The following is a 15,383-nucleotide window of genomic DNA, read 5'->3' on the forward strand; positions in this document are numbered from 1 at the left end:
ACTAAAAAATCCCCCTATTCCCATATTTTTCTACAACGAAAAGTATACGCTAGCAAGGGGGATTTTCAATAGAATTTGTGAATAAAACGATTAATTCGTTCATTTGTCTTAAGTGGCCTAATTTCCAGAGCAATTTCACTTCGGTACAAACGGATTGGTGCGGGATGCGGCAAATTGCAAGAAGGTGACGCCCACGATCAATAATGCCCCGATAAGCCCAACCCAATTAAAGCTGACATGTAAGAATAAGACGCTTAAAATGGTTGCGGAAAGTGGTTCGATTGCTCCGAGGACGCTCGCAGTCGTGGGTAAAATAAACTCGAGACTTTGCAGGAAGAACAAGTAGGCGAGCATCGTCCCGAAAATCACGACAAAGGCGACTTGTCCCCACGCGGTCCACGTCAGCTCCGGTGCGTGCCGCCATGCACCCGTCCCAATGAGCACGAAGGCCCCACCAATCAACATCGACCAGCCGACGATCGGCGTCGCCCCGTAGCCAGTCAGTAAGCGTTGTGGCATCAACGTATACACAGTCGCGCCAACCGCTGCCAGCACGCCCCAGACGATTGCGACGACTGGCAAGGCTAACGAATGTAATTGTCCCTCCGTCACGATTAGAAACGTCCCGATTATTGCTGAAATCACGGAGATCACATCGACCTTGCTGGGCGCTTGCCAGGTCGTGACGGTCACATACACGATGATCATGACCGGCGACAGAAATTGTAAAATTGCGGCCATCGCGGCGTTTCCCGTGCTAATCGCCATAAAATAGGTCAGTTGCACCCCAGCCATCCCAAATAGACTAAATAAAATCAGCTTGAGCGTCGCCTGTGGATGGTGAAAAACGGCCATTACCGGCAAATGGCGACTCACACCATACCCAATCAGTAACGCGCCGGACACCAGCATCCGCACAGCCACCAACCACAATGGCGAAATCGCGGTCGTATCAAATAAATGTTGCGCGACCGTCCCCGAACTGCCCCACAGGAATGGCCCGGCACTGGCTAAAATCAACCCTACTGTTTTCTTCTGCATCAAAATTCGCTCCTCCAACTACCTTACCTACAGTCTAACAACTGCCTTTGAACTTGCCAATGACCATTTTGAGATACGTTTGATTGCTCACTTAACTAAAGGCAGCACTGGGATTGGCGCGTAAATATTAATTTCGTAATTGACAGCCTATTAGTGGTAAGCTAATCTAATAACGGGGTATGGAGGTGTCGAATGAAACATCAAAAATTAGTCTACTGGTTAGTTGGAATCTTCGCCGTCGTCTTTATTGGTGGCGCGTTAATTATTCCAACACCAACGATCAAACAACAAGTCGTCAGCATCGGTAACGCGATTACGGGGAACACCAAAACTAAGGGTGCCACGCATGCCGTTTCCGACAGTGCACTTGGTGAAAAATATCAACTCTCAACTAGTGAAATTCATGCATTACGCAAACTTAAAGTGACGGGTATCGGTGATTCGATCATGGTGCGAACCACTTCAGATTTGAAACAAATCTTCGGTAGTTTTAACGTCAACGCCAAAGTTGGGCGCCAAGTCTCCGCAGCACCGGCTGTCATCAGCCAACTCAAGTCAGACAACGCGATTCATAAGAACGTGCTGATCAACCTTGGAACTAATGGCCCGACTAGCGCTGAAGAAATTGACAGCATCATCGAACAAATCGGTTCCAATCACCAGATCTACTGGGTCAATACCCGGGTTCCTGGCAAAGATTGGCAAGATGACAACAACCAGTTAATCGCGGCAGCTGCCAAAAAGTACAGCAATGTCCACCTGGTCGACTGGCTATACGTCGCTCAAGATAACGACAACTGGTTCGTCAAAGACAATCTACATCCTAATAGCCTCGGTGAACGTGAATACACCGCTACGGTCGGTCAGACGATGGCTAAGACTGCGGAACCTTAACCCGTTTTCCATTCTTAATTAAGGTTAAGTGTTCGTCATGATTCACATCATCGTTCCGGACGATTGCTATCCACTTACACCAGCAAAATCCCAGTACGCTAACGATTCTCATCAGCGTACTGGGATTTTGATTTTGAGGACTGTCCAGCAGTCATCTGATTTTCTAGACGACCAAGATTACAAACCTTGATTCCTAGATGCAAGGCAATACTATCGGTGAATTTTAAAGCTAGTTACCAGTAATACTTATCAATGATCTCTAGACCATCTTCACAGGACTTACATGCCACAAATCAGCGTCATTGCTGATTATGAGTTTATCTGAAGGACCAGTCACCTAATATTCAGTGGTCAATTACACCCAGATAGGTGGCCGTTTATCCGCCATTCGAGCGGTTTCCCGACTGGCCGGACTGCCGGACAATGCTCAAGAGCGAAGTTCTTTTTGTCCGGGTGGGGTTCCCGGGCTAGAAGAAGACTCGTAATTGAAATTGCGCAGTGGGTTTCTGCGTGAGTTCAAATCGATGTCCGCCCTGTTCCAGCGTTGTCAGCCGGCCCCGGAGGTCGGAATAAGGCGCACATCAGCTGACGAACAGGAATCCACCAACTGGCACGAGTTAATCATGATTCATGACAAATTAACGAGCACGACCTGCTAGGCATTCTGCACTAGTTTTCCGGCATCTAATGTCAGTCGAACATCTGCTAATTGGCTCATATCATCACTAATATGACTTGCTAAGATAATCAAACAGCCCTGCTCACGTAATTCTTTCAGCGTTTGAATGCATATTTTGACACTTTCAGTATCTAATCCATTTGTTGGTTCATCTAACAAAATGACTTGTTGATGTTCAAAAATAGCCTGAGCAATATTCAGTTTTTGTCGCATCCCTAACGAATAGTCCTTTAGCTTGGGTGCATTGATCTGTTTTTTCATTCCGACCGCCTCTAACGCCCAGCGTATGTCTGCATCTGTTGCGACGCCATGAATTTTGCTCAATTGCTTCAGATTATCGAATGCATTAAATTGTGGTAATAAACGCATATTTTCAATAATAATACCTGTATTAGGGGCAAAATCCATGTCACGATGCAAGACTTGATCATCAAAACAGATTTCACCTGAATTCAAGTGAATCAGCCCTGCCAACGCACGCAAAAGCATCGTTTTTCCAGAGCCGTTAATTCCAGTTAATCCATAGATATGACCACTACGAAACTGATAACTGATATGATCAAGAATGAGCTGTCCGCGAATTTTTTTGACGATATCATTTACTTTTATTTCCATAATTAACCCAACCAATCTTTCCGTCTAACGGCGATATACAGTGCAAGTTCTAAAACCAAAATAATAATAACCATGCCCATGGCCATCATGACACCTGAATAATGAAGATTTACTAGTCTCACCGTTGTCAGCCACTGCGGCCAAAAGAAAATCTGCACTCCTAGTTGCGCATGACTGTCTAGTACCAGCAAGCGCGCAACTATAATTGAAAAAAGTGAGTAACATGACTGAACTAGTAAGCCAACCCTCGTGTCCACAAAAATACTAATAACTAATTGAGAGAGACCAATACTAAAAGCCAAAGTTAGCATTAGAACGGGCGCCCAAATGTTCCATTGGTCCATAACTAGCCATTTCCCCTTCAGTACAACAGCAATGAACTCAGCCAAACCGACATAGCCGATAACGACCATCACCGAGGCCCTCATCAAACGAACATTGTATCGCCAACAAATTCGTTTGATGACACCTAATCGCAAGATTGTTAAGATAAATGATTCCTCAAAACTAGCCCGCATCTTGACAAAATGATAAAAAGAAACGCCTAACCAAGGCAAGTTCAGCGCAATCATTTTAAAGGTGTTCATTTGGTAACTAGGTATTTGCCATATCGACGACCATGTTAAGGGAAACTTAAGCCCCATAAACATAAAAAGCAAGAATGCAACCAAGCATAGAATCAAAATGGCATCTTCACCAATTACTTTTCTCATAAGAAATCACGCTTACCTAGCTACCACACATTCAAATAAAATAATAGTAATAATAAACACACGAGCTGAATTCCACCCTGAGCAATTGGCACTAAATCCAATCCGTGGAGACTAATATCACCAAACGTGTCAAGAGTCGTTAACGGATGTGACCAATTCATTCTTGTGCAAAGTTGCAGACTGAAAATCATCACTACTGGTGCCAAAAAAAGAGCAAGGACAAACTGCTTAGTAACTAGATTAACCCAATAGATAAATTCACATGCTAAAACATAATAACCAATGGCTAATATAAAACGCAGTACAAGTGTAGCAATAACTAGTGGTGTCAACAAAAGCTTTTTCGGAATGAACACCAATAATAGCAACGCATCAATACCATAAAACCAGATACAAAAAGCAAGTGTGACTAATACTATCCGCATCAGATCTGACCTGAAATATTGAAAAGGACGCTGCCGAATCAATCTTTCAACACGAACATGTGTAAATCGATTCACATTTAAAATTCCCAATAACAGTGTAAAAAAAGTGGCCGTCAGCTTGACACTATGATAACCGGCATTTTGATTTTCAATATCATAAAGCTGTGTAAAATTGGCTAAAGACAGCTTTGAAACATTGACGAATCTTAGCCAAAAAAGGACTAATAAAACACTTCCGCCAGCGAGGAGGCTAACTATTAGTACTTTTTTATAACCAATCGTCATGCCGTATCACCATCCTCCAGTATCCGAAACCGATGATTGCACCACTAATTGCGACAAATATCACCGCACTTGGAACTTGGTATTTAAGTCCATACTCAATGAGCGGCTGCATCAAATAAGTGGTACTGTATTTGGAAATAATCTGTGCAAACCAAATGACAAAAGCCACTGTGTACACAACATAATAGTTTACAAACATTAAACTTAAAACATAGCATACTAACGAAAAAGCAGTTGCTAATAAGACTGTCATTATGGTCACAATCAACATCGTTAATACCGTGTGGTCATACTGCCAGCTCAACTCAGAAGTCAGCATATTTGTATTTTCCAAATCATCTGTTAAAAAGTCCTTGCCGCCATGAAAAACTAACAAAGCTAGTAAATAATTCAAAACTAGCCCAATTCCTGTTATCACAAAAGCAAAAATCCCATTGACCATTAAACCAACCAAATAATATCGTTTCTTCCCTAATCGCATGATTTGAGTCACATCATACTGCTCCTTGTGATCTCGAATGACCCGATCTGCACACAATCCCAACAACAGAATTGGCATAAACCAAACAAAAATGATTTGTCCGTAGTGTTCAGCCTGACTGCCAGAAAGAAAACTCGCCACAATTGGATTAAAACGGTACTTCGGGTCACCAAAAGCAATAAAATCTTGAGAAAATAGGACCTGTATAAAATCAAATATTGGAATCGCAATAATTAAAATTGCAAAGATACGTATTCGTCGATCATGTACGTATCTGTTCAGTTCGCTTTTCAGCATTCTTCCACCATTCTTTCACCTTCAAAAATGGTGAATCAGCAAGCATACTGATCCACCAACTAATCTTTATTGGATACGACCTGTTTCTTCATCCCAATATCCAGAAACATTAAATTCGCTACCGTTAAAATTATTATTTTGAGCCGTTAGCATTACTGTACGGCCTCCCGGAAAGCTAGACTTGACTCGTCGATAACTGGCTCCCTTACCTTGTTGCTTCTTGACGGATTCGCTAATATTCTTTCCACCCGCTTTTTCTAACCAAAAAATTGACTTTGTGTGAACACCCTCACCCGAACTAACAAGCTTAACTTTCCAATTATTTTTATAATTTTTAGTTTGGCGATATCGCCCTGCGGATTGTGAGTTCTGCTTAAGACCATAAATTCTGAATGAATAGTTATGATTATCATTCGAAGCATTCACTGGAACAGATGATAATAATAACGCGCCACTCAGCCCTACTGCCATTGCTACTCTTTTGAAATTCATATTTACTCCTCCTGAACATATATTTGATACAGTCCTATCATAACAACGTTCACGAGAAGAGCAGACTTTCTTCATAAAAAGGCTTTTTTACATCAAAATATCTTTCACAGAAGCTAAATTGATCAATTATGACTTCATAAAAGGAATTGAAAATATAGGCTGACAGCAATTCTCATATTCAAAAATCAAGTTTTACTTAGAATCCGAGCTGCCAAAATTGAACACATTATTGTTTCTCCATCAGTTAAGTGCAATTCTCGTGTCTTTTTATTGATGCTCTGAATATGATCTTTATTAACCACAAAAGATTTATGACATCTAAAAAAATTTGGTGCCAGGTCTTCAGCGTCTTTAATAGTCCCATAATATGAAACTTGCGAATTAAATAAATGCACCGTTAATTTATGGGGCGTTGCAGAACTTTCTATAAACAAAATATCTTTAATCCTTAATGCGCGCTCCAATTCTCCGCTTTTCACTCGAATATATTCTGGACTTATATGAATGTCCTGATTAATTCTTTCTTCCGCCAATTGTAATACCTGGTTAATTCTGAGTTGCATCTCTTCTGGATTATCCTTCAAAATAAAATCTAAAACTTCAAGATGGTAGCAAAAAGTGGTCATTGCAAGCTCAACATGTGTTGTTACAAAAATAATTTTACTATTCATATCATGCTCGCGAATCTTACTGGCAAGTTCAATACCATTAATTTGACTATTTAAACTAATATCCAGTAAATAAATTCTTCGATGTTTATTACTAATATTCTTCAGCAAAAGGTTAGGCTCTGTTGTTGCTCGGGCCAGCATCATATCAGCATTGTGAATCAATAGATACTTATTCACATATTCCACCAATGCATTCAGTTGTTTTACATTATCCTCACAGATATAGACCTCAATCATTCAACTGATCCTTTCCAATAATAATCTTTTGTACGAATACAGTATCGGTATACGTTGTTTCCAAATAAACTCGCGGATATTTATCAATGATTTCCTGCAGATTTGTTAACCCTAACCCACGATTATTTCCCTTTGTTGAACAGCCAGTCTTCTTAAGTTGCCACAACGGTGGTAATTTTTCATCAATTGTATTTTCTACAATAATTATTTGCTCTTTATCAGCCCGAAATAATGCAACTCTTACGCTTCCATTTTCGCTCTTATGCGTTGCTTCTATTGCATTGTCAATAATGATTCCGAGTGCAATAATCAAGTCAATTCGTTTCATACAAAAACATTCGAATACAGTGGGGCATTCAAAGCTTACAATTATGCCTTCATTCTGAGCAACACTTAACTTGCTAAATAATAGCCCTTTAATCGCCTTATCTTCAATATGACTAATGTCTTCAAGTTCATATTTCTGCTCACTTAACGCAACACTCGTTGGCTTTAACACATTCTGGTAGTAGTCGTTTAAGCCTTCAACATCGTTCGTCTTCAAGTATTCGTTTAAAGCCAAAATAACATTCTGATAATCATGTCTAAATTTCCGCATTTCAGTGTAATGTTTTTCCATTTCTGCAATATAACGCCGATGATTATCCAAAAGTGCAGACTGATGTTTTAACTCAACAGCACGATTGACACCTCGCTGATGTTCGAATTGTAACAACACATTTGTAATACCAAAGAAAGCAAAGAAGACCAGATCACAGATAACGTCATAAAAATCCGTCGTATTCTGCTCGATAAAGAGAACATAACCATATACGATCACTAAAGTCAGAATTGAAAGTATCAGTTCCCTTATACCAATACTATTTTTAAGTGCCGCCTCTGATTGCCTGTTATATATAAAAAATAGTATCGTTCCAGAACAAATTTCTAAAGCAATAAAGAGATACATATAAAAGTCTGATATATGCAATAAACGGACAATTATATTGGCAATGTGCTCAATTACAATAAGAATTAGTATGCTCTCAATCGCTGCTACGACCGCCTGCTTAATCTGATGGCTATCCGCTAGCAAAGTTAAACTTGTCATCACAACACACGCAATCAAAAAAATGACATTTGGCCTTTTTAACAGCAGTCCGAGGATCGAGCAAACGATAATGTACAGCAAATCCCAAATATGTAATGTAAACTGTTCAATGATTATCTTCCCGAACAGTAAAACCGCAATATATTGTAAACACAATAACCAAAACATAAGTACTCCTTTTACAAAAATTCTTAAACAATCCGCTAAATTTCCATTGAAAGCGAATCCGCCATATCGACCACGTACCAAACAGCAAGCAATAAAGATAGGCTCCTCACATATTCTCATAATAATTTAATAAAGTGATGATTGTACGATTGAATTATGAACTTTCTTTAACTTTTAGTTACACCAACCTTGAAATAAAAGATGGTGTATTCGATATCTATATTGATTTAATAAAAAAATCAATCGACCATTGACCATAAATGAAAGAGTTCTTCAAAAATTTGGGTCAATGTTTGATTGATTGTTTACCACTCGGCTCCAGCGTATAACAAACTATTTCATGGTTTTCTTAGACGCTCTATTTACATATTCCAACTGCTATTGTCAAATATCCGGATACGTCTGCTCAAAATCAACAGCCGCTCCCCGCAAATTAGCCGCATCCGTATACTGGCACGCAACGACCTTAGGTTTAATGGAAGCAATCTTAACCGTAGCCCGCAATTTTTCGATTTCAGCATCAATCGCTGGCAATAAATGCGGATTATTCGAGACTGCCCCGCCCATGACGATTAACTCTGGGTCAAAACTATACTGCAAATTATAGATTGCCCGGGCTAACGCTTTGATCATGACCTGAACTTCTGCTTGGGCGGCGGCATCACCCTGGGCTGCGAGTTCAAAGACCGCCTGCCCGTCTAATTGAGACTGGTTCGGATGTGCGGCGTTGTAGCGGTTCGCGACAGAAACGGCAGTCCCCACTTCGCTCAAAATCTGATGGTCGTTCAATAAGGTAAATCCAAATTCGCCACCAAATAAATGGGCGCCATGCCAAATCTGATGATTAACGATGACGGATCCACCGACCCCGGTCCCAACAATTAAAAAGCAGAGACTGGCGACGTCCTTGCCCGCACCGTCTGCGAGTTCTGCTAGAGCCGCACAGTTGGCGTCGTTTTCCATACTGACCGGTAAGCCAAAGCGCCGTTGTAATTCCGGCTGAATCTCAAAATTGTGAATATAAGGGAGGGCGCTTGCGCCTTCAATCACACCCGTAGCCTTGTTGACGGCCCCGGGCGAACTGATGCCCACCCCGCCGATTTGATAATCCGCCTTCATCTGAGCGACCTGGCTGGTGAGCACTTCATAAAATTCAGCTAACGTGGTTGGCGTGGCCACCTTGTTTTTCGCCACTAACTGCCGATTCTGCCATACCGCAAACTTAATGGTCGTTCCACCAATATCAATAACACCTAATGCTCGCATCCGTTCATCATTCCTTTTCAAATAATCTTGTTATCTTAATGATAGCGCTTCACCGGTTAAATGTATATGTATTTATCACGATGCATGCTGCTCGTTAATTTGTCATATTTATTGCGCCATAATAACTTGCACAGCAGATCGTTATCGCTAAGTCAGCATAGCAGCGCCACGCTAATTATCAGTAATTTTATGTCGTCGCGACAACAATCGCAAGGCTAACCAGTAACCGTTGTAACCTAAAAACCGTGGCCCACTTAGCGTTTCACGCCAAATGGATCACGGTTATCAAAATTATTCTTTGAACTGAATCTTGACGTAATCACGATATAACGGGACGTTGGCCATTAATTCCTGATGAGTCCCGGAACCGCTGACGTGGCCGTCTTCGATGAAGTAAATCTGGTCGGCGTCAACAATCGTACTCAACCGGTGGGCAATCACCAGCGTGGTACGACCCTTCATCAATTCACCCAGTGCTTGTTGCACCATCGCTTCTGACTCTGAATCCAAGCTCGCCGTCGCTTCATCCAACATCAAAATCTTGGGGTCCCGTAAGAACGCCCGTGCAATTGCCAGTCGTTGCCGTTGTCCGCCGCTGACTTTAACGCCGCGTTCACCGACTTGTGTATCAAGCCCATCCGCCATTGCGCTGACGAAATCTGCCGCTGAAGCCAACGTCAAGACTCGCCAGAGTTCAGCGTCAGAATAGTCACGATCCGCGCCATACGTCAGGTTTTGACGAATCGTACCAGCCATAATGGCCGAATCCTGACTGACGTAGCCAATCTGTGACCGCCAGCTATTAATGCTGAGGTCCTCAATATCTTGATTGCCAATCCGAATCTGCCCAGCAGTTGGTTGATAATAACGTTCAAGTAAGCTGAAAATCGTTGACTTACCGCCACCAGAAGGCCCGGCAAACGCCACGACGGTATTGGGTTGCGCTTCAAAGCTCACGTCATGCAAGATTTGCTTATCTTCATCATAAGCAAAATCAACATGGTCCATCGCTAACGTTTCGTTGGCAACTGAATGGGTGTCACCAGTAGTCAATTGTTCTTCAGGTTCAGCGAGTAGTTCCCGAATACGGGCAGTTGACCCACTCGCCTTGGCTAAGGTCGTGAAGAATTGTCCGAGCGTACCAGCGGGGCCGATAATTTGAAACAGGTACATTAGAAAGGACACTAAGGTTCCCATCGTCATCGTGCCACTGGCGACGCGCGCCGATGCATACAGCAGCACGCCCACAAATAGTGCCATCATCGTCGCCGTCATGACTGGACCAGAAATCGAATCATACACTGCTTCACGTAATCCAATCCGATAAAGGGTTTTGATTTGACCCGCGCCGGTCGTCGTTTCCACTGGTTCCGCATTCGATGATTTGACCAGTCGAATTTCACTCAACGTTTCTTCCGCCGTGCCACTAAATCCCGCGAGTGCGTCTTGCCGCTCATGCCCAATCTTGCCAGTTTGGCGCATAATCGGAAACATCACTAATAAAACGATTGGAATCGCCAAGACCATGATCACAGTCATCTTCCAGTCCATCAGAACCATGATGGCGATGGCGCCGACTAACTGCATCAAGGACGTCACCATCTGTGGGAAGGCATTGGCGAGCAAGTCCTTGATCTGCGTCGAATCGTTTACGAGCCGCGAGGTCATCTCGCCCGTCTTGACGTTATCAAAGTAGCGGACTGGTAGTCGCACTAATTTATGCCACAGCGTGCCACGCAAATTCGCCATGACATTTTCACCAAAGACACCGAGCAGTGTGCCTGATAACGCACTGATGACGGCACTGATGAGGAATAGTGCAATCACACCGATTAGCAGTGACTGATTGACACCATGACTAAACCCGTTGATGAGCGTCTGGGCAAACTTGGGCACCATCAATTGCGCACCCGTCGCCAATAGTCCCAATCCGAGGCCTAGCCATAGTTGCCAGTAACGAGGACTGGTATGCCGAATTAATTGTAAAAACTGTTTTAAATCAAACTTCTGACCCGACTGACGCGAGTATGCCGTTTGTGATCGTTCCATTTCACTTATGCCTCGTATTTCGATTATTTAGTTGAACCACCGTGGGCCCCGTCCCCACCCTGGATGAGGACCAAAACCATGTTGCTGGCCAAAGTGCATCAATTCCCGAATATCAATACCATCCGCATTTGCGCGTAATTTTGCCAATAAGCGCTGCAATTGTTCGCATTCTTCGTCCGTTAGATTGCCGAATAACTGGTCAGCTAAATCATTGGTACCTTGGACGCGATGTGCGGCCATTTCCTGTCCACGGGCACTCAGTTTGATAATCACGACCCGTTTGTCACGCGGACTTGGCTCACGTGTAATCAGTTCCGCATCTTCCAACCGACTCAAGGTCGCGCTGACTGAACTGGGCCGGATGTCTAAAATTTCGGCAATCTCAGCATTCGTCAAGCCCGCTGGCGCATCCGCTAATACCCGCAAAATCCCCATCTGGCCGCGACCACCCCGATCATTACCACGGTCACCAAAATGAAATTGTTGGGCCATTGCCATCATGAACGCCCGATTCTGAAATAATTGACCAAAACTATTGAATAAATCTCGATTATGATCTGTCATGAAATCATCCTCCTACGAATTTGAATGACATTATGTTAGCACGTTAGTTAGATTAATACAACAAAAACTAACTAATTTTCTAACGTTTAGCGTAAAAAACAGCTTGGGCCCTGTCATAACAAGGTTCAAGCTGTTTAAAAAAATCATAGAAATTAGTCATCACGTCTAATATTTGATTGCAAACACCCACGATAACTAAATTTAAAATTCACGTTTTAACAGAATTAGTCTCTTAACAGAATTCCGTCACTTGACTGCCATCATACCGGGTCGTCGTAATCGGTTGACTGGCCGCTTTACCAATGGCAATCGCCATGACTGGCACGTACCGTTTAGGATCAAGGCCAAACGTCGTCGCAACTTTATCTGCGGCATAGCCGGCAATCGGGTTGGTGTCATAACCGTGAGCCCGGGCAATCAGTAAGAGTTGCATCGCAGCCATACTGCTGTCGATCATCGCATCGGCTTGCAGAAATTCGGGCGTCGCGTTCTCATACATTGGTAGGAACGTCTTGAAGATTTCGTCCCGTTTTTCAGGGGTGATGCGCCCTTCTTCACAAGCCTTGTTCCAAACATCGCGATAAACCAAGTGTGACTGAGTATCGCCTAAAACGAAGATCATTGCGGAACAGGAATCAATTTGTGGATAGTTGAATTTCATCAGGACGGACTTAGCCTTCGCCTTACCTTCCGCCGTATCTGCAACTACAAAATGCCAGGATTGCAAGTTGCAAGCTGATGGGGCGCTGATGGTCTCATCGATAATCGTCTGTAATTCAGTCCGGTCAATCTTAACGGCTGGATCAAATTGGCGAACTGATTGCCGGTTAAACACAACGTCTTTAAAATCATTATTCTTAATATTAGTCGTCATTGTTGCAGTCATATTAAACACTCCTCGTTCGTTTAATCTGTGTATTTTTCTAGATATTGAATCCGTTTACATTTCCATTATAACCGATTTTGTGTCTAACTTCACAATTATTTTGGCAGCGTTGCCATTGATTAGTTATTGGCTCGAAACGCACACCCGGATTTGGATAACCGCAACTCATGTCAAATTACAATCGTCAATTACGCCACGTCTACTTCTGTAATGAGAAACGTCATCAGTATCTATCAGCAACTGCCACAATCCCGGCGATGCCAGTTATATTAAAAACTGCTGCACTCAGTTACGACCAATATTTATTTTCGCACTAATTACCACCCGTCATTATTCATACCAGTATTATTAAATGCTGGCTGTTCCCCCCCTAACCTACTTGGGTAATTAGACCAGTTATCCCGATTAAGTCAGCTAAAATAAACCAATGGACTATACCAATATAACGCGATTGAAAAAGCGCTTACAAGGCCGTACAATAATGATTGCACTTATTAAGTAATCACTTTTAGGGGGATTTTGTACATGAAGAATTACTTACAACGCATGGGTCGTTCACTGCAATTGCCCGTCGCCGTCCTACCAGCCGCCGCGCTACTGGTTGGGATTGGGAACTGGTGGGCAGCCGCCAGTAACGATATCGTCGCGCACTTCTTACAAGCTGGCGGTAACGCTGTTTTGGGGCAGTTACCACTACTGTTCGCCGTCGGATTAGCCTTAGGGATGTCCAAGGACAAGGATGGCGCTGCAGCCCTAGCCGGCCTCGTTGCCTTCGAATTACCGACCAACGTTTTGAAGCCTGAGTCAGTGGCAACGCTGCTCAATATTAAGATTGCGACCGTCAATCCAGCTTTTAATCAAATTGGAAACGTTCTCATCGGGATTCTTTCTGGTCTGATCGCAGCTGCACTGTATAATCGTTTTCACGAAACTAAGTTGCCAATGGCGTTGTCCTTCTTTAGTGGCAAGCGCTTAGTCCCAATTTTAGCCGCAGTGACGATGCTGCTCGTCAGTGTCGTCCTGCTGATCGTTTGGCCACCAGTTTACGATGTACTAGTCGCCTTTGGTAAACTTATTATTGGCTTTGGCGCGGTTGGTGCCGGACTCTACGGCTTCTTCAATCGCCTATTGATTCCCACTGGACTACATCAAGCCCTGAACTCCGTTTTCTGGTTCGACGTCGCTGGCATCAATGATGTTGGGAAATTTATCGCCCACAAAGGGGTCAAGGGGATTACCGGGATGTATCAAGGTGGCTTCTTCCCCGTCATGATGTTTGGCCTTCCAGCCGGAGCATACGCGATCTACCGCAATGCACGTCCCGAACGCAAAGTTGAAACAGCCTCATTGATGATGGCCGGCGCCTTCGCTTCCTTCTTCACCGGGGTGACGGAACCCTTGGAATTCTCGTTCATGTTCGTCGCCTGGCCGCTCTACGTGTTGCACGCCGTTTTCACTGGCTTGTCTCTAGCCTTTGCCGCCTTCATGCACTGGACCGCTGGATTTTCATTCTCAGCCGGCTTCGTTGATTACGTGCTCAGTCTGAGCAACCCGATTGCCAATCATCCACTGATGCTGATTCCACAAGGCTTAGTTCTAGCCGTGATTTACTACTTCGGCTTTAATTTTGCCATCAAGAAGTTCCATCTGATGACACCTGGTCGCGAACCCAATCACTGCCGACGATGCCGATGATTTGGCATTAGCTTTGGTCGCCACGGATGCTGATGATGACAACTACACCCGCCAAGCCAAGCAAATTTATGCCGCATTGGGCGGTGCCGACAACTTGACGGTCATCGACAATTGTACGACGCGTTTGCGGCTCCAACTCAAAGACACAGGCACCATCAACGAAGCCGCTATCAAACACAGTGGCGCTGCCGGCATCAATAAGTTGGATGAACACAACTTACAAATTATTATCGGAACTGAAGTCCAATTCGTCGCCGACGCGCTCACTAAGCTGAAAGCCGCCAATGCACCGATTTCGACCACGTTAACTTCAAATGAAGAAGGCCCCACAACTACTGAAATGCCGGATATCACGAGTGGTGTGACGACTGATTTTTACAGCGTGGCGAACGGCCAATATGTCGACATTGAGGCAGTAGCAGACAAGACCTTTTCGGATAAAATGCTGGGCGATGGATTCGCCATCAATCCAAGTGACGGGACGATTTGTGCGCCCATCGATGGTACCGTCAGCACCGTCTTCCCCACCAAACACGCGATTGGTTTCAAGACCGCATCCGGCCTCGAAATTCTGCTCCACATGGGAATCGACACGGTCGAATTAAACGGCGGCCCCTTCGAGATTCTCGTTCAGGCCGACCAACCCGTTCAACATGGTGAAGTCGTGGCCAAGGTTGATTTAGCCGCAATTAACGCCGCTGGCAAGGACGCCACGATGATGGTCATCATCACCAACATGGCCGCCGTCAACTTGATGAAGTTCAAAATGCTCAGCAGCCAAGTCAACGTCAGCGATGAAATCATGCTGGTCACTACCAAGTAAGGGACACGGTTT

At 43.8% G+C, this 15,383-nt stretch carries 13 protein-coding genes and 1 pseudogene; 2 read left to right on the forward strand and 12 right to left on the reverse strand.

Annotated elements, in window-relative coordinates:
- Positions 1-135: 135 nt before the first annotated feature.
- The gene (locus KGF65_RS07340; protein WP_101872927.1) at positions 136-1,041 is read right to left on the reverse strand and encodes a DMT family transporter; all 906 of its coding nucleotides are present in this window, start codon (positions 1,039-1,041) and stop codon (positions 136-138) included.
- A gap of 192 nt (positions 1,042-1,233) precedes the next feature.
- On the opposite strand from KGF65_RS07340, the gene KGF65_RS07345 reads away from it, so the two are divergent.
- Entirely contained in the window at positions 1,234-1,935 is a 702-nt protein-coding gene (locus KGF65_RS07345) for an esterase (RefSeq protein WP_101872926.1), read from the forward strand.
- Positions 1,936-2,590: 655 nt separating this feature from the next.
- Here KGF65_RS07345 and KGF65_RS07350 read toward each other — a convergent pair.
- The 11 genes from KGF65_RS07350 to KGF65_RS07400 form a co-directional block, all read right to left on the reverse strand.
- Positions 2,591-3,229, reverse strand: a complete 639-nt coding sequence (locus KGF65_RS07350) for an ATP-binding cassette domain-containing protein (protein ID WP_105924165.1) — start codon at positions 3,227-3,229, stop codon at positions 2,591-2,593.
- Between the two features lie 2 nt (positions 3,230-3,231).
- Positions 3,232-3,942, reverse strand: a complete 711-nt coding sequence (locus KGF65_RS07355) for a hypothetical protein (RefSeq protein WP_105924166.1) — start codon at positions 3,940-3,942, stop codon at positions 3,232-3,234.
- Between the two features lie 20 nt (positions 3,943-3,962).
- Positions 3,963-4,652 (reverse strand): hypothetical protein, encoded by a 690-nt coding sequence (locus KGF65_RS07360; RefSeq protein WP_216748234.1) that lies wholly within the window; start codon positions 4,650-4,652, stop codon positions 3,963-3,965.
- Positions 4,636-5,430 (reverse strand): hypothetical protein, encoded by a 795-nt coding sequence (locus tag KGF65_RS07365; protein WP_216748233.1) that lies wholly within the window; start codon positions 5,428-5,430, stop codon positions 4,636-4,638. The genes KGF65_RS07360 and KGF65_RS07365 overlap by 17 nt, the downstream gene beginning before the upstream one ends.
- A gap of 66 nt (positions 5,431-5,496) precedes the next feature.
- Positions 5,497-5,922: a DUF2712 domain-containing protein gene (locus KGF65_RS07370; RefSeq protein ID WP_158296965.1), complete on the reverse strand. Its 426-nt coding sequence runs from the start codon at positions 5,920-5,922 to the stop codon at positions 5,497-5,499.
- Between the two features lie 185 nt (positions 5,923-6,107).
- Positions 6,108-6,830: a LytTR family DNA-binding domain-containing protein gene (locus KGF65_RS07375; protein WP_216748232.1), complete on the reverse strand. Its 723-nt coding sequence runs from the start codon at positions 6,828-6,830 to the stop codon at positions 6,108-6,110.
- The gene (locus tag KGF65_RS07380; protein WP_181185384.1) at positions 6,823-8,088 is read right to left on the reverse strand and encodes a sensor histidine kinase; all 1,266 of its coding nucleotides are present in this window, start codon (positions 8,086-8,088) and stop codon (positions 6,823-6,825) included. Before KGF65_RS07380 ends, KGF65_RS07375 begins: the two co-directional genes overlap by 8 nt.
- A gap of 384 nt (positions 8,089-8,472) precedes the next feature.
- Positions 8,473-9,354 (reverse strand): ROK family protein, encoded by an 882-nt coding sequence (locus KGF65_RS07385; RefSeq protein ID WP_101872915.1) that lies wholly within the window; start codon positions 9,352-9,354, stop codon positions 8,473-8,475.
- A gap of 291 nt (positions 9,355-9,645) precedes the next feature.
- Positions 9,646-11,403, reverse strand: coding sequence for an ABC transporter ATP-binding protein (locus tag KGF65_RS07390; protein WP_105924170.1), 1,758 nt, complete (start codon positions 11,401-11,403; stop codon positions 9,646-9,648).
- A 27-nt stretch (positions 11,404-11,430) separates the two neighbouring features.
- Complete coding sequence (locus KGF65_RS07395; RefSeq protein WP_050340166.1) at positions 11,431-11,967, reverse strand: MarR family winged helix-turn-helix transcriptional regulator; 537 nt, start codon at positions 11,965-11,967, stop codon at positions 11,431-11,433.
- Between the two features lie 232 nt (positions 11,968-12,199).
- Complete coding sequence (locus KGF65_RS07400; RefSeq protein ID WP_101872914.1) at positions 12,200-12,853, reverse strand: nitroreductase family protein; 654 nt, start codon at positions 12,851-12,853, stop codon at positions 12,200-12,202.
- Positions 12,854-13,378: 525 nt separating this feature from the next.
- Between KGF65_RS07400 and nagE the strand changes: the two are divergent.
- Positions 13,379-15,371: pseudogene (gene nagE / locus KGF65_RS07405) on the forward strand (N-acetylglucosamine-specific PTS transporter subunit IIBC).
- Positions 15,372-15,383 lie beyond the last annotated feature (12 nt).

It is taken from the genome of Lactiplantibacillus sp. 30.2.29 (assembly GCF_018991255.1).
Taxonomy (GTDB): Bacteria; Bacillota; Bacilli; order Lactobacillales; family Lactobacillaceae; genus Lactiplantibacillus; species Lactiplantibacillus pentosus.